This is a genomic window from Streptomyces sp. NPDC051105 (genome assembly GCF_040682795.1).
GTDB lineage: Bacteria > Actinomycetota > Actinomycetes > Streptomycetales > Streptomycetaceae > Streptomyces.
In genome coordinates, this window is the sequence record NZ_JBFBBR010000002.1 from 127496 (window position 1) to 142718 (window position 15223).

13 protein-coding genes are annotated in these 15223 nt (G+C 67.9%); 9 read left to right on the forward strand and 4 right to left on the reverse strand.

The genetic code is table 11. The annotated features are described in order from the left end of the window. The first annotated feature begins 58 nt into the window (after nt 1–58). Nucleotides 59–304, forward strand: a complete 246-nt coding sequence (locus tag AB0N16_RS04550; protein WP_365793001.1) for a hypothetical protein — start codon at nt 59–61, stop codon at nt 302–304. Here the strand turns inward: AB0N16_RS04550 and AB0N16_RS04555 are convergent. Further along, nucleotides 286–426, reverse strand: a complete 141-nt coding sequence (locus AB0N16_RS04555; protein ID WP_365793003.1) for a hypothetical protein — start codon at nt 424–426, stop codon at nt 286–288. The genes AB0N16_RS04550 and AB0N16_RS04555 overlap by 19 nt on opposite strands. Before the next feature lie 745 nt (nt 427–1171). Between AB0N16_RS04555 and AB0N16_RS04560 the strand changes: the two genes are divergently transcribed. Next, nucleotides 1172–2710, forward strand: coding sequence for an RICIN domain-containing protein (locus AB0N16_RS04560; protein WP_365794019.1), 1539 nt, complete (start codon nt 1172–1174; stop codon nt 2708–2710). A gap of 51 nt (nt 2711–2761) precedes the next feature. Here the strand turns inward: AB0N16_RS04560 and AB0N16_RS04565 are convergent, their stop codons facing one another. After that, nucleotides 2762–3313 (reverse strand): hypothetical protein, encoded by a 552-nt coding sequence (locus tag AB0N16_RS04565; protein ID WP_365793005.1) that lies wholly within the window; start codon nt 3311–3313, stop codon nt 2762–2764. A 43-nt stretch (nt 3314–3356) separates the two neighbouring features. Next, nucleotides 3357–4448 carry a hypothetical protein gene (locus AB0N16_RS04570; protein ID WP_365793007.1) on the reverse strand — a complete coding sequence of 364 codons (1092 nt, stop codon included), beginning with the start codon at nt 4446–4448 and terminating at the stop codon, nt 3357–3359. 405 nt (nt 4449–4853) lie between these two features. Between AB0N16_RS04570 and AB0N16_RS04575 the strand changes: the two genes are divergently transcribed. The 5 genes from AB0N16_RS04575 (at nt 4854) to AB0N16_RS04595 (ending at nt 11946) form a co-directional block, all read left to right on the forward strand. After that, the gene (locus tag AB0N16_RS04575) at nt 4854–5573 is read left to right on the forward strand and encodes a hypothetical protein (protein WP_365793009.1); all 720 of its coding nucleotides are present in this window, start codon (nt 4854–4856) and stop codon (nt 5571–5573) included. 70 nt (nt 5574–5643) lie between these two features. Next, entirely contained in the window at nt 5644–7491 is a 1848-nt protein-coding gene (locus AB0N16_RS04580; RefSeq protein ID WP_365793011.1) for an FG-GAP-like repeat-containing protein, read from the forward strand. A 763-nt stretch (nt 7492–8254) separates the two neighbouring features. Beyond that, complete coding sequence (locus AB0N16_RS04585) at nt 8255–10798, forward strand: hypothetical protein (RefSeq protein WP_365793013.1); 2544 nt, start codon at nt 8255–8257, stop codon at nt 10796–10798. Nucleotides 10799–10808: 10 nt separating this feature from the next. Next, the gene (locus AB0N16_RS04590) at nt 10809–10937 is read left to right on the forward strand and encodes a DUF6131 family protein (protein ID WP_365793015.1); all 129 of its coding nucleotides are present in this window, start codon (nt 10809–10811) and stop codon (nt 10935–10937) included. A 448-nt stretch (nt 10938–11385) separates the two neighbouring features. Beyond that, nucleotides 11386–11946: a hypothetical protein gene (locus AB0N16_RS04595; protein WP_365793017.1), complete on the forward strand. Its 561-nt coding sequence runs from the start codon at nt 11386–11388 to the stop codon at nt 11944–11946. A 589-nt stretch (nt 11947–12535) separates the two neighbouring features. Here AB0N16_RS04595 and AB0N16_RS04600 read toward each other — a convergent pair. Further along, complete coding sequence (locus tag AB0N16_RS04600) at nt 12536–12871, reverse strand: MerR family transcriptional regulator (protein WP_365793019.1); 336 nt, start codon at nt 12869–12871, stop codon at nt 12536–12538. Between the two features lie 473 nt (nt 12872–13344). Here AB0N16_RS04600 and AB0N16_RS04605 point away from each other — a divergent pair, with 473 nt between their 5' ends. Continuing rightward, nucleotides 13345–14019 carry an SUMF1/EgtB/PvdO family nonheme iron enzyme gene (locus AB0N16_RS04605; RefSeq protein ID WP_365794021.1) on the forward strand — a complete coding sequence of 225 codons (675 nt, stop codon included), beginning with the start codon at nt 13345–13347 and terminating at the stop codon, nt 14017–14019. Between the two features lie 360 nt (nt 14020–14379). After that, on the forward strand, nt 14380–15180 hold the full coding sequence (locus AB0N16_RS04610; protein ID WP_365793021.1) for an aminoglycoside phosphotransferase family protein: 801 nt from the start codon (nt 14380–14382) through the stop codon (nt 15178–15180). Nucleotides 15181–15223: the final 43 nt, after the last annotated feature.

Sequence of the window (15223 nt, forward strand, 5' to 3'; positions counted from 1 at the left end):
TCCTCTGCCAGCGCCGGCGTGGCTGCCACTCGCCCCCTGGAGGGCGCCCCTCAGGGTCGTGAGCCCGGCGGTCACCGTGCGTTCGTCCGAACAGCTCCGACACCCAGTCTTCGCCTGCGACGCGCAGGATCGGCTGACCCCCGCCTGGACGGACGCCAAGGGACTCACCAAGGCCACGGCGGGCCAGCTCGCCCAGTGCGCCACGTCGCGTCCGACCGCGGCCACCATCGGCGGACCGGCCCCGTACTGGACGGACTGGCAGTTCGACCAGCGGGACATTGCTGCTCAGCGGGTGGGTGCATGACGTGCCGCCGGGCCGGCGTCCTCTGTGACCGATGGCTGCGGGAAAAGGCGCTCTTCAAAGGCGGTCACTCCGAGCAGCAGAGCCATCATCGCCACGGGCGTGAGCAGGGCGAGCAGGATCACAGCACCTCCCGGAAGGTCGGTCTGTGGCACCTGGCGGAGCCAGCTCCAGGATGCGGCCGAACGGGGGAACGCGCACCCCGCGCCCACAGGACGCCCCCCAGGCCGCCCGGCAGCCAAGGAGCCAGTGAGCCGACCGCCCCCACCACTCGTGAACCGGCCGGTGTGGTAGACGCCAGGGACCGCGCCGCCACGCGAGCGGCACGGCGAGCCGGACTGGACGCCGCAGCGCGGGCAGGGGTGGCGCTCGATGCCGCCGGCGTCCGCCGGTGGAAGGTCGTGAGCGTCCGACGAGCAGATCGAGATGGTCGAGCCGGTCGAAAGCAGGCTGCTCGACGAGCAGCCGCGGCGCCTGGGCAATCTGGCAGACGCGCTCGGCTTTGAGCGCGCACGCCTCCACGATGCGCAGCAGCGGGCGAGGCGCTCTGGTTGGGCCTGTCGTCACGACTTTCGCAGGGTGATCGCCTCTCGGCGATGCGGGACGGTTGTCACCGCTGCATGCCGCGACACCGACAGCGGAGTCTGCTTCGTCAACGCCGCGCCTATTGTTCCCTCGTGAGGGTGGCTGACCTTTCGGTCGCGTGTCGACGACTGGTTCGCTTCGTGCAGGAGGCGGTCCAAAGCCGCGAGTGGGCAAACGCTCCGTTTCCAGACAATGGTGTGATCCGGCGTCCTACTTTTCGTTCCGTTTGTCCGCTGTCGACGTCATCATCAAGTCGGCGGTCGGGTGAACGGTGAAGGGATGCAGATGAGCACTGGTAGCACGGGAGTTGTAGACGGCGAGGAGTTCACTCCCTTGATCAGCACGGTCGCGGGAACCGGTACTGCGGGGGCGCCCAAAGGAGGCAAGGAGCTTGCCGTTTCGGCTCTGTTGAACGGTCCGTACGGGGCCGCGGTGGACCGCGACGGGACCCTCTACATCTCCGAATACGGCGGCCACCGTATCCGGAAGGTCACGACCGACGGGCAGATGAGTACGGTCGCGGGGACGGGGAGCCCGGGACGTGGGGCAGAAGGTGTCGCTGCTGTCTCGGCCCCGCTGACCAATCCGCGCGGGATTGCCGTGGACAGTGCGGGTGACCTCTACATCGCCGATTCCGGCAACCACCGGATCCGGAAGATCACGATGACCGATGGGAAGATCCACACGTTCGCCGGCACAGGCGCCGCGACCTTCGGCGGTGATGGCGGCCTCGCCACTGCCGCCCATTTGAACACTCCGTTCGATGTTGCGGTGGATAGCGCGGGCGATGTCTACGTCGCCGACTACCACAACAACCGGATCCGGAAGATCACGATGACCGAGGGGAAGATCCACACGTTCGCCGGCACGGGCGCCGCGACCTTCGGCGGTGACGGCGGCCTCGCCACCGCCGCCCAGCTAAAGGGCCCAAGCGCGGTTGCGGTGGACAGCACCGGCGACCTCTACATCGCCGAGTACGGCAACCACCGGGTCAGGAAAGTCGCGAAGGCCGATGGGAAGATCAGAACGTTCGCCGGCACAGGCAGCGCTACGTACATCCGTGATGGCGTCCAAGCAACCACAGCCCCCCTGAACTCCCCAATGGCGGTGGGGGTGGACAGTACTGACACCCTCTACATCGCCGACTACGGCAACCACCGTGTTCGGAAGGTCGCGGCCGACGGAACGATCAGCACGCTCGCCGGCACGGGCGCCGCGACCTTCGGTGGTGACGGCGGCCCGGCCGCTTCGGCCCAGCTCAACCTTCCGCACGGGATCGCCGTGGACTGCGTCGACACTCTCTACATCCCCGACTACGCCAACAACCGGGTCCGGAAAGTCACGTCGGCGAGGATGGCCGGGTTGCCCGATTCGGGCACGGTGGTCTCCTGGGCCAGCGTGCGCAGCAGGTTGCGGATGGCGGTCGTGCGTGAGTCCATCAGCGACGGGGCCGAGGTCCACCAGACGCTCACCGTTCCCAGGGATCACCAGCGGTGGCGGCTCATCGCGGCGGGCCAGGACGACGGCGAGGTCCTGTACCGGATCGAGAACGTGCGCAGCGGCAAGGTTCTGGAGGTCGTCGGAGCGCAGGAGATCGAGGGGGCGGTGGTGGCGCAACGCGCCTACGACGGTGCTGACGCGCACCACCAGCACTGGCGGCTGATCCCGGTGGGCCCGGTGACCGGCACCCCGCGGGTGTACGAGATCGCGAACCGGAAGAGCGGTCTGTTGCTGGGAGTCGACACCAACGCCCGTACGGTGATCAAGCAGTACGAGGCGGCGGGTGCCCCCCAGGACCGTCGGTGGCAGCTGCTCCCGGTATGACGCACGAGGAGGCCAGGGGCGCTCATGCCCCTGGCTCTCGTGGCTTCAGCACTACTGGGAGCCGGACGGTTTTTCGGTGGTCGTCTCGGTCGTCTTGGTTGTTCCCAGCTTCTGCGGAGTCTCGGCGGCCGCCGGGGGCGCCTTGGGGGGCGCTGCGGCCTTGGGTTCCTCCGGAGACTTGGGTGCCTTGGAGTAAGCGCTCTTGTCCGGCGTGTCTTCCAGGTCCTTGTTCTTTTTCAGTCCGTCCTCGTTCTTCACGGTGTCACTGGCCTTCTTCATGCCGGCGGACGCTGTGCCGGAGACTGAGCTGGCGTGGGCGTACTGGGCCTGTGTGCCGGCCGAGTCGCGGGTGGTCTGGATGAAGGAGCCGAGGATGCCCAGGATGGCCCGCGCTTGGGGTGACTGCTCCTGTACGACTTTCGCCCGGGAGGAAGCCCCGTGGATCGCGTGGGTGAACAGGCTCGTGCTCTTGTCGTCGTATGTGTCCTCCTGGGCGTCTTCGAAGTCGACGTCCGCAGCCGGCTGCGATTCGGCTTCGCCGGCCTTCACTGAGAACAGCCCCGCACTGTTCTGCGCGAAGCCGAAGATGTTGTCGAACACCATGGTCATCACCCCTGGTCGTCGTTGTGGCGGTGCTGCCGCCCGGTCAAGGCCCCTTGTGCAGGGCGCGCTGGCTGAAGGTCAGGGGCTCGGCTTCGAACATCGTGTGGTGGACGTCCAGAGAGGAGACGACCTCCATCCGCCCCTTGATGCGGTATCCGCCGCCGGCCAGGTCGATGTCGGCGATGTCGCGGGCGACCACCTGGGCGAGGCCGGGGAAGGCCCCGGGCTGCGGGGGAGACAGGACCGGAACCGGAACGGCGTACTGCACCGCGAGGAACCCGGCGAAGGTCACCGGGATCTCGTACTCGTAATGCCGGTGGGCACGCCGCTGCGTGGCGATGGTCTCCACCCGGGAGTCCGCCGGGACCTTGCCGGAGATCTGCGACTTCGAGACCCAGCTGGTCGTCAGAGAGCCGCCGACGCTGGCCGCGAGGCCCAGCGCCAGCTGCGCGTTGAGCGACGCGCTGCCGGTGGCGCTGCCCTGCGTCGTGAACGCCACCGAATTCGTCACCGAGTTCGACGCGGAGTTGCCCGTCGAGTTCGTCGTGGCCGTCTCGGTGGCATTGGCATTGTCGACCCCGACGCTGTCCTTGCTGTTCTTGTTGGTCACCGTGTTGGCGTTCTTGTTCGCCATGTCGTTGCGCAGCTGCGTCCCGAGCTGAGCCTGGAGGTCCATCTTGAGCTGGTTCTGCAACTGCAATTGCAGCTGCGCGCCGATGCTGCCGCCGAAGGTGAGCTTGGCATCCCCGTGAAGCGACCAGGTCACCCCGTTCGACACGGTGAAGTCGACCGAGTCGGTGAAGGTCATCTCCTGCGTGTCGCTGCGATTGACGTAGGCGCGTGAGGAAAACGTGTCGGGTCGGGGAGGGGTGATGTCGCCGCGCTCCTCGATCAGCGGTTCCCCGAGATTCATGTAGGCGAGCCAGCCCAGATCGAACGCGGAGCCGGCGAAAGTGCCGGAGCTCGACTTGTTGATGGAGATGCCGACGGGCTTGTGCTGCGCGCCGTTGTTGTCGGTGTAGACCAGGTTGGGGTGATTCAGGAGGGACGGCAGGTCGATGCCGAGCTCCCGCAGGTTCTTCTTCGTCAGCGGATGGCGCTTGAACCGTTCCAGGTTGTACGCGGTGGAAGGCATTCCCCGTCCTCGACTGATCTGTCCGAAACGCGCCGGACGGAATGGAAGCAGGCAGCTGTGAGTTTTCCGAAATTCGAAGGTACCGGCGACCTCATTTCCTGGGAAGGTGCCTTCGTGCATCACGCTCAATCGAGTGAAGAGCATTCACCGGGCATACCCAACTCGCCAACGAGAAAGGTAAGTTGAAGTGCTCCAGGCCGCTCGGCCGACGTCGTCAAAAAGCCTTCCGGATGCGTGTTGCACCCGTGATTGGTGTGGTGGCGGGGGTGTTTGGTTCGGTCGTCCATTTAAGACCGGGATTATTTCGATGCGGGGCGTTCAAATCCCGGCGGTAACGCCGCGCAATAAAGCGCTGCACTGTGGCTGGCTTGTTGTGCTCCACTTCAAGAACAGGTGAGGTTAGCGATGTACACCCAAGAACGCACGGCGATGTCGAATCTGGTGGTCGGCGGCCCGGTGGCGGTGAACAGCTACGACAACGCGATCGTGGCCGCGCTCGTCGAGAACCGGCCGGTCATGCTCGTCCACGCCTTCAACGGCGGCTTCCTGCGGCCCGCCGACCTGAAGGACAGCGTCCACGACAAGGGAGTCAAGCTGTCCACCGCGCTCGACTCGGCCACCAAGGAAGCGCAGGGCCACCTGTGGTACATCACCCCAGCCGGCTTCTTCGGGCAGCGGCCGCTGTACTTCGTCGAGAGCGCCGCGGGCCCAGTGCCGCCGAAGCCCGCCGGTGCGGGCCAGGCCGATGCCGGGCGCGGCGACGACGGGGTGCCCAAGCCGCAGCGCCGGCGCATCACCGTCCACCAGAAAGCCCCCGAGAGTACGGCCGACACCGTCCAGGTGGGCCTGCCCGACAAGGTCGGTGACCTGTGGCGCGGGAAGAACGGCGCGCCCGAGGACACCCAGCTGTGGGTCGTCACGGTGACACCGTGGGGCGGGATCACCTTCGTGCCGATCACCCACCCCGACGCCATCCTCGGCTTCAAGGACCACGCGGTGGCGGCCGACAGCGAGGTGCGCGTGACCTACAACTGGGGCGGGGACTTCACCGGGACGGTCATCAACACGTTCTACCCGCGACTGCCCAACGAGTGGAACGTCCCCTACCACCACGTCTTCACGTGACCCGCAGCCACCGGCGCTGCGCCACGCCCCTCCCGAGCCCACACCCGTACCGCCTGGAAGAGGCACCACGATGCCCGTGCCCACGCAAGAACTGAAACTGGAGATCGTCAACGTCGCCACAGGGAAGACCCTCGGCGCCAAGGCCACGCCGGGAACGGACGGGGCACTGGTCGTGCGCGACTTCCCTGACGGTGGCCCGAGCCCGGAGCAGTGGCGGCTCACCCCCGTACAGGCCACGCAAGGCGGGCCCGCACAAGACGAGCAGGCATATGTGATCCGCAACGCGGTCAGCGGCAAGGTCCTCGACAATCCCGCCGCCGCGGACCGTGGCGTCCGCCAGTGGGACGCCACCGCCGGCAAGAAGAGCCAGCACTGGCACGTCGTCCCCGTGGAGGGCGAAGCCGGACTCTACTTCATCGAGGGCGCCACCGACGGGGTCGTCCTCGACCTCGCCGACCCCACAGCGGACGACATCCGGGTCGTCCTGCGCGCCTACGACGACAGCGCGACAAGCCAGCACTGGCGGTTCGTCCCGGCCACCCCCGAGCGCACCAGCGACCCTGTCCTGCGCTGGGCACCACTGAGCCACTGGAACAGCCGCCAGTCATGGCGGCTGGCCCGCTCGGCCGCGCTGCGGCCGGCCCCCGCGGCGACACCCACCTTCAGCGACATGCTGCTGGTCGTCAAGCGGTTCGGAAGCGACCAGGACGCCGGCGCATGGCAGAGCGCCGGAGCCACCCGCACTCCCAGCGCACAGACGGGCTGGTGGGCCGGGCTCGGTGACCGGTTCCTCGCCGACACCACCGGAGCAGGGCAAGCGGACATCGTCGGGCTCAAACCAGCGAAGGGCGCTGTGACGGCCGCCGGCGAGGGCGACGGCACCTTCAAGGACGACGAGCGCGTCCTGCACCCGCCCGTACCCTCTCCGAGTCCCAAGGACTTGTGGACCCTCGGGGACACGACGGGCGACGGCAGGCCGGACGTCGTCGTCCTCGCCGCCGACGGTGTCCGCGTGTTCCTGCAGGACAAGAACAAGAAGTTCGCGCCCGCGAGCGGCGAGCCGGTCGTCAAGGCGTTCGGCCACGGCCAGCCTGCGGGCGGGTGGGTTGCCGACAGGCACCCCCGCTTCGTCACCGACACCACCGGTGACGGCCGCGCCGACATCGTCGGCTTCCACGACGACGGCGTCTGGATTGCACTCCAGGACGAGGAAGGGAAGTTCGCGCCCCTCGCCGCGGAACCGGCTCTCCGGGCGTTCGGCCACGGCCAGTCGGCCGGCGGGTGGGTTGCCGACAGGCACCCCCGCTTCCTCGCCGACACCACCGGTGACGGCCGCGCCGACATCGTCGGCTTCCACGACGACGGCGTCTGGATTGCACTCCAGGACGAGGAAGGAAAGTTCGCCGACCCCCTGTGGATCCTGGACGACTTCGGGGTCGACCAAGGGTGGAGCTCGATCGAGGAGCACCCCCGGTCCCTGGTCCGGACCGCCGACGGCGGAGCTGTGGACATCATCGGGTTCGGCCCGCAGGGCGTCGTCCTCGCACGCGGTCGCGGCGACGGCACATTCGAGCCCTCCGAGCTCGTCCTGAACGACTTCGGGCTCGCCCAGGGGTGGACGAGCAAGAAGCACCTCCGGTTCCTCGCCGACGTCACCGGCGACGGCAACCCAGACATCGTCGGCTTCGGCGACGAAGGGGTCTGGGTCTCGCACAGCTGTGGCGACGGCCGGTTCGAGCAGGCACAGCTGGTGTGCCGCGGCTTCGGCTACAACGACGACGCAGGCGCCTGGCGGGTCGGCCACCACCCCCGCTTCGTCGCCGACATCACCGGTGACGGACGCGTCGACATCGTCGGCTTCGGCGGCCCGGGCGTGTACGTGGCCCGCAACCTCTTCCGCCGCTTCAGAACCCGATAATCCTCCAAGGGCCCGCACCGCTGCAGCACGGCGACCGGCCATCGGCGGCGAGGGCGGCTACCAGGCCGTCCAGCTCGACACCAATGACCGCGAACGCAACGTCACCTTCGCACCCGGCTGTCGCTGAACGCCAGCCTGTCCATGAATGGCGCGCCGCCCTGCGGCTCGCAGGCCGACGACCGCACCGCACCGCCGGAAGGGCCGTGGGCGGCTGATGGGATAAGCGGCCCTTCAGTGTCGTACCTGCCGAACCGCAGCGCCCGGGCGAGGCCGGGGAGCTGGCGAGCGCGCCGTGATCGCCTCGAATCGTCACGCGAACCTGTGATTCCTGCCAGTCCCCTCACCAGGGGCTCGCTGGGGCGGTGAGGGGGTCCTTACAGGGCTTCGACGTCACACAGCACGACACCGCTGGCCACCGTCGGCTGACCGTGCCCCGGTCAGTCCTGTGCACCGTCGTGATCATCAAGCTCGACGGGGTCCGGGTCGCGTAGGGCCTCGGCCACCCGGAGCATGTCCGGTGGCAGCGGACCTGGGGGAGGGCGCGAAACGCTCAGAATCACTCATTAGGAGTCAGTGACAGAAATAGCCCATTTTCACACCTCTCTTACATGGCATGTTGGCCTCCCTGCTTCCCCGAGGGAGGAACTGCGTGCCCAACTCGCCCACGGGCTCGGCCCCGCGATACCCCAGGTGGTCGGACCGCCTCATACGTCAGCTCGACATCTTCGCTGCCACGCGATCAAGTGCCGAGAAGGTGCCGGCCTTGATCCTCACCAGGCAGGACGGCGGCGATGTCCGGGCACCGGCCTTCATGGTCCGGGAATACGAGCACCGGCTGTCGCGACCGCGGGGCAACCCTCACTTCCAGGTGCCGCACGCCGTCGTCGACGACGCGGAGCTGAGCGGAGGCTTCCTTGCCGCGATCGACCGAGTCGGACTGCGGTTCCAGCTCACCATGCCGTCGGGAAGACTGCGGTTGCCGGCCTTCCACACGTGCCGGGCCGTACTGGACTGCGAACGCGGCGCGGGCGACTTACAGGCCCAGCAGCAGCCGATTCTCGATGACCTGTACGCAGCGTTGCTCAAAAGGCGGAAAACGCTGCGTGCCTGCGCTCGCCTCGCAGACTTCCTGGGTCAGCACCTCCTGACCGGCTGGCTGCAGGGACTCGTGGCAGCCCTGATCGTCGGCTTTCCCAAGCTCTGCTACCGGTTCCACCTGCGGCACTGGGGCCTGCGCTGGGTCGCGGACGAGGCGAACGCGACCTGCTTCCTGGACGCCGCGCTCGCCTTCTGCCAGGACGGCGAGCTGGACAGGGAGGACCCGCGCGTGCGGCGTATCCTCCTGCGCGCGCTGCTCACCGATCTGCGGAAGGCGACCCGAGGAAGGACCTGGCTGAGTCATCTGTGGGCACGGCGCCGGTGGTCCTTCGTCGTCCTCATTCCCGAGATCGACGACGCGGACGGCCCCGGCCGTGCCTTCCTCGGGACGTTCGAGGAGCTCGCCGGTGACCATCCGTCCAAGCCGCTGCTCGTCCTGGCCGCCTGCGCGGGTCCGCCTCCGGACTACGCCGCGCCGCTGGGCGCCGAAGCCGACCGGCCCAACGGCATTGCCGACAAGGTCTTCACGTTCCTCAACGAGGGCAGTGACGAGCCGGTACGCCTCATCACGCTGCCGGCCGGGGACGACACGGAGGGTACGGCCAAGACGAAGATCGACACCCATTGGGGCGTCATGGCTCGCCGGGACCACCCGCTCGACTGGTTGCGTCCGGCCGCTCTGCCCGTCATGGCCGCGGCGGCCGCGGGTATCCTCCTGGCCCCGCACTACCTCTGGCCCACTCCGCCCCCCGCGCCTGCCTCATGCGTCACTGTAAAGACGGGTGAGCGTGTGGGCGTCACCGACGGCAGCCAGTGTGATCTCGCCGTGCCGGGAGACCGCGGAAAGGAACTGCGGGACCTGGAGCACCAGGTCGCGAAGGAGAATGCTCAGATCCCGGACGGGCGTTACCGCACCCTGGTCTTCCTCGCTCCGCTGAGTCTGCAGAACGGCGTGTACGACGACCCGCCGATCGGTCTGCAGATCCTGCGCGGTGCCATCGCCCAGCAGCACAAGCTCAACACCGGGGTCCGCCAGAACAAGATGCCGATCCGCCTGCTCATCGCCAACACCGGCCAGTACTTCCAGTACGGCGCGCACGCCGCCGCAGCGCCCAAGGACCCGGACGTCGCGCAGATGATCATCAGCCGTCAGCGGCAGGACCACATCGCCGCGGTCATCGGTATCACCCAGAGTCGTCCCGAGTCGCTGAACGCGGCCCGGGAACTCGACCAGGCCGGCATCCCCGTCATTGCGAACGGTGTGTCCGGCAGCACCATGGTCGGCCCGGACTCGCCGCAGCGGTACTTCCAGATCTCGGCGCCCGACGGGCGAGTCGCGCGGGTCCTGGCCGACTTCATCGGCCACTCTCCCGCGGTCCGCGAACTCACCAGCGGCACACCGCACGCCGTGGTCGTGTACGACCCGACCGACACGGCCTTCAGTACCGACCTGAAGAACCTGTTCGTCGCCGCCTACCGCGCACACGGCGGTGTCGACGAGGTCAAGTACAGCGAGAAGCCCGGGGCGAGCACGCCGGAGGACATCGCGAGCGAAGTGTGCAACAAGGTCGCTGCGACGCACGGGATCGTGGTCTACCTCGCCCGGTCCGGTGTGCTTCCCAGCCTCCTCAACGCGATGCAGCGTGCGGGCGGTCAGTGCCAGCCCCCGGAGGGCACGACCATTCCGATGATCACCGAAAGCGCCCCCATCGACTTCCAGCTCCATCCCGAACAGACGGCGCGCGCCTACCCGTACATGACGCTCTTCTACGAGACGACGAACGCCCCCACCCCGGACTCCCGGGATCCCTATGCCCAGTTCGCCCAGGACTTCGCCACCGTCTTCGGCGGCCGCAGCGCGGATGCGGACGCCGCCGGCGGGTTCGACACCGTGGGTGTCGTCAGCAAGGTCATCGAGGACCTGCTGCCGGCTTCCGACGACGTCCAGCCCAACGACATCTACCTGTGGCTCACCGCTCACGGCGTGTCCCAGTACCCCGGCGCTTCCGGCGTGCTGCAACTGGACGGCAAGAACAAATTCCCGCCTGACAAGGCGGTGTTCATCCGCGAGATCGCCCAGCCGGGCGGAACTACGGCCACACTCCTCAGCTGCGGGGTCCTGCCGGACCGGCAGAACCCCGCGAAGTGGGGTACTCCTCCCGACACCTTTCCCTGTCCCAGGGACGACACCGCGGCGGCTTCCCCATGAGAGGCTCCCGGTGAGCGTCGCCCTCGACCACATCGGCATTCTGTGGACGATCGGCATCATCCTGCTTGTCATCGGACTCATCCTGTTCGTCCTCGGCTCCGTCGGCCACGCCGTGGGCGGCCGCCGCCCCTACTGGTAGCCGCCACCAGCCGCCTGGAGACTGGCAGCACCTCTCTCCCGCGCCCCCGGGCCGTGCCCGACACCCCGGCAAGGAGCTGGCCTTTCCCAAGAGCCCACGATGACGTGCCCCGGCTGCGCGGACGGCCGCGGTGGCGGCGGCACAGAGCCACACGGCCCAACCTCAGCGGTGTCACGCGACATGGCTTCCCGTCCTCCCCCGGACTCCCGAGCGCCCCTGGCAAACATGTGTTCATGCTAGGAGATCTCGCAGGACCGCCTTTCGAGAAGCTGGCCCGAAAACCAGGCGCCGCCTCGGCCGGGCGTGGACTCTCTCACGGCGGATGGACCGGTGCGGCTTCCAGGTCCCGCCAACTGGGCCGCCTTAAGCCGAGTAGAGCCGCTGGTCCTGGGGAACGATCAGGGCTTCCGAACGGGCATCTCCGCTCGCCTACCCGCAAGGATCGCCGATGCTTCCTGAGGTCCGCCCCCATGTGTCCGCCCCGCTCGCCAACCAGTTGGAACACCAATTGGGCCTCGTTTCCGACCTCGAAGCCCGGCATCTCGACGTGGAGCGTGTCGCCGGTATCGCGGTCGTCGCCGCTGCCCACTCCGGTGGGTACGCGTCCATCGGCCATCTCCTCGGGCTGCTGGCCGCGCTCCCTGCTCCCACCGAGGCAGGCGAACGCTTCTGGTCCAACCTGTGGAGGTCCTCGGGCACCGCCTACCTGCTCCCCGCCAACATCAAGGCCGAGGTGCTGCAAGCCCTGACAGGCGAAGGAACCGCCCTGGCCCGACAGATCCTCTCGGCTGTCGACGAGATGACCCCGCCCCAACGCGTCGCGGCTGGGGAGGTGATCGGTCAAGCCCTCGCCGAGTCCGACCATCTCCCCGACCTCAAGACACAGGTCATCGGAGAACTGTGGCTCCGTGATCTCGAACTCACCGCCTGGCACGTCCTGCACGCGGACCGGAGGTCGGACGACCCTGCTGGACGGAAAGCCTTCCTCGAAGCCTGGACGAGCGCCTGAACGTCTGCTCCTCCAAACCGCACGACAGCCGCACCGGGGCCGCGGCGCCCCAGCCGCCACGCGGCCCGCAGCCACGACCTCGTATCCCTACTCATCCGGCCCGGTACCCCTGCCCCTTCCGAGGCACACCCCGGTCGCCAGCGATCAGCACGCAGGCGACCAGGACCACAGCGTCGTCGCTTCTAGTCTGGACGACGGTTGAACGCTCTCAGCGGACGCCGACATTCAGCAACTCTCGGCGGAGGTAGCGCCCTCCTCGGCTGCACCTCGGGTCGCGCAGCTCATGGCCGCGCGACCCCGATCCTGTCTGTGACAGACCCCCCACCCGCGAGTGGGGGCCCACTGTCCGGCCGACAGCACCACCCGCATGGGCGTCGGCAGCTACCGGACGCGGCCATGTCTCAAGCCGACCAGCCGATGTACGCCTCCCGCGACATGCGCAAAAGCGGAGGTGACCGCCTGGTCCCAGCAGCACGGCAGAACTCCCACACCGAAGACGTGGGCGATGGAGAACTTCCGAACCATGACAGCTGACGCAGGCGCTGCTCACCCGTACACCTGTCATCTGAGGCGATGACCACGCACTGCCTCAGGATGCGGGTGGTGTGGACGCTTCCGCGGCGCGGCGGTGTTCGGCGTTGATGCGCTGGGCTTCTTCGAGTTGGTCTTCGAGGATGATGATGCGACAGGCGGCCTCGATGGGGGTGCCCTGGTCGACGAGTTCGCGGGCGCGGGCGGCGATGCGCAGCTGGTAGCGGGAGTAGCGGCGGTGGCCGCCTGCGGAGCGCAGCGGGGTGATGAGGCGGGCTTCGCCGACGGCGCGGAGGAAGCCCTGCGTGGTGCCGAGCAACTCGGCGGCCCGGCCCATGGTGTAGGCGGGGTAATCGTCGTCATCGAGACGCCCGAACGAGTCGTCTGCTGTCATTGCACCTCTCTGTGGAACGCGTGGAGGGGCCCTGGCGCCGTGTCGGCACCAGGGCCCCGAAGGAACTGCTACACCATCTGCCGGCCCCAGTAATGCGCCGGCCTTCTGTTTCCGCGCGCCCGGCCTGAACGCTCGCGCAGGAGGAGCAGGTACTCGCCGCGATCGTCGTGTTTACCGGCCATGGACGTGACCGGGTCGGCTCTGAGCTGGGGTGTTGTGTTGCCCATCCACACGTGACGTGGTGGGCTGCCAGCGAGGGCCGATTCGAGATCTTCAGCGCGGCCTCCTGGTGAAGTCGGCCCGGGGCGCGGTACCGGTCTTTCGACCGGCCCGTTTCCTCGGAGCCGCTTGCCGAACCGGGCATGCGACTTGGCACCAGTTAAGGGTGACGACTTGCAGATTCGTGCCAGCCAAGGACAACCGTTGGTGCTTTGTCGTTTCGCACTGATAGGTCTCGTTAGGATCTCCTGATGATGGACGTGATGATGGGGAACGAGATGATCGCCATCCCGCCGGGGCAGGTGACGCTGTCGGACCGGCGGACACAGCGCAGTTGGTCGGTCGAGCTCGCGCCTTACCAGCTCGCGGCATGGCCGGTCACCCAGGCGTTGTACGCACAGATCACAGGCCAGCGGCCGAGTACCACCCCTGGGGACCAGTTGCCCGTCGAGTGCGTCGCCTGGTGGGACGCGGTACGGTTCTGCAACGCCCTGTCCCAGTGCGCCGGCTTCACGCCCGCGTACCACTTCGGTGCCGAGGCCGAAGAAATCGAGTGGGACGCGTCCGCCGACGGGTATCGGCTGCCGACCGAAGCCGAGTGGGAGCACGCCTGCCGTGCCGGTACTGCAGGACCGCGTTACGGGGAGCTCGACGAGATCGGCTGGTACCGCGGCAACTCGGATGAGCGCATCCACGAGGTGGGCGGCAAGCGCCCCAACTCGTGGGGGCTTTACGACATGCTCGGCAACGTCTGGGACTGGTGCTGGGACGTCTACGACGCCGAGGTCTATGGCGCCTACCGGGTGCTCCGTGGCGGTGGTTGGTTCGATGAGCACTGGAGTTGCCGGGCCTCCGCGCGGCGCCGCAGCCACCCGACTTTCCAGGTCGACGACGTGGGATTCCGCGTCGCGCGTTCTATCGTGCGCTGATCCACGTCGTGTGCGAAGGCCCTCTGTGGTCTGAGAGGACCACTTGGGCAGTGAGAACGGGGACCACGTTGCTCCGTTCGTGAAGGCGGTGGACACCGTCGCAGGCTCATGATCGGCAGCGAGAATGGGGGCCACCTCTATCGGGCGACTTCTGCCGTGGTCTGCATGAAGCCGTGTGTGTCCGTACCGTCGGAAACGGGTCGGGTGGATAGGTTGGGGGGCTACCGGCGTCCCCTGGACTGTGTCCGTGACAGGCATAGCTTGGGTGGCCCCGATCTTGCGTGTGAGCCTTCGGCGCTTGTTTGTGCCGAGTTTGCGGCCCGGCCCGCGGGGGGTCGATCTGGCGATAGCGTGATCCTCATGACGGCTGAAGACGAGGCGCTGGTCGGCGGGATGGCGAACGCGGGGGCGGTCTTTCGCCGGGGGGAGTTGGTGGAGCGACCGGCACCGCGCAACGCGCGCGCCCTGCATGCCTATCTCCTTGCGCTGAAGGAGCACGGCTTCGACGCGGCGCCGGGCCCTGTCGGTCTCACGGCGGATGGCCGTGAGCAGCTGACTTTCATCTCTGGCGACGCGGCTCTGCCGCCGTTCCCGGACTGGGCGATGACGAGCTCTGCCCTCGAATCCGTGGGGAGTTTGCTGCGGCGTCTGCATGAGACCAGCGCGGTCGTCGCGGTGGACACCCGTGCCGAGTGGCCCCCGGACCTTGCCGACCCGGAGGGGGGAACGATGTTGTGCCACAACGATGTGTGCCCGGAGAACGTCGTCTTCCGCGACGGTCGTGCCGCGGCCGTGATCGATTTCGACTTGGCGGCCCCGGGCCGTGCCCTCTGGGACATCGCCATGACTGCCCGCTATTGGGTGCCCATGCTTGATCCCGGGTCTGCGGCCGCTCTCTATCCCCCCGGGCTGGATGCGGCCGCACGGCTGCGGATTCTTGCCGACAGCTACGGCCTCTCGGCGGGGGACCGCGCCGAGTTGCCCGGCGTCATCGAGCAGGCCACGGAGGTCTGCCGGGCCTTCGTCGCCCGCCGCGTGGCCGGCGGAGACCCTGTCTATCTCCAGGCGTTGGCCGAGCATGGTGGATGGGAACGCTGGGAGCGCATGCAGACCTGGCTGGTGGACCACCGCAAGACGTTCACGGCTGCCCTGCTGAACTGACCGGCCCGGACGTTCGTGGACAGACTCACCGGGCGTTCTTGGT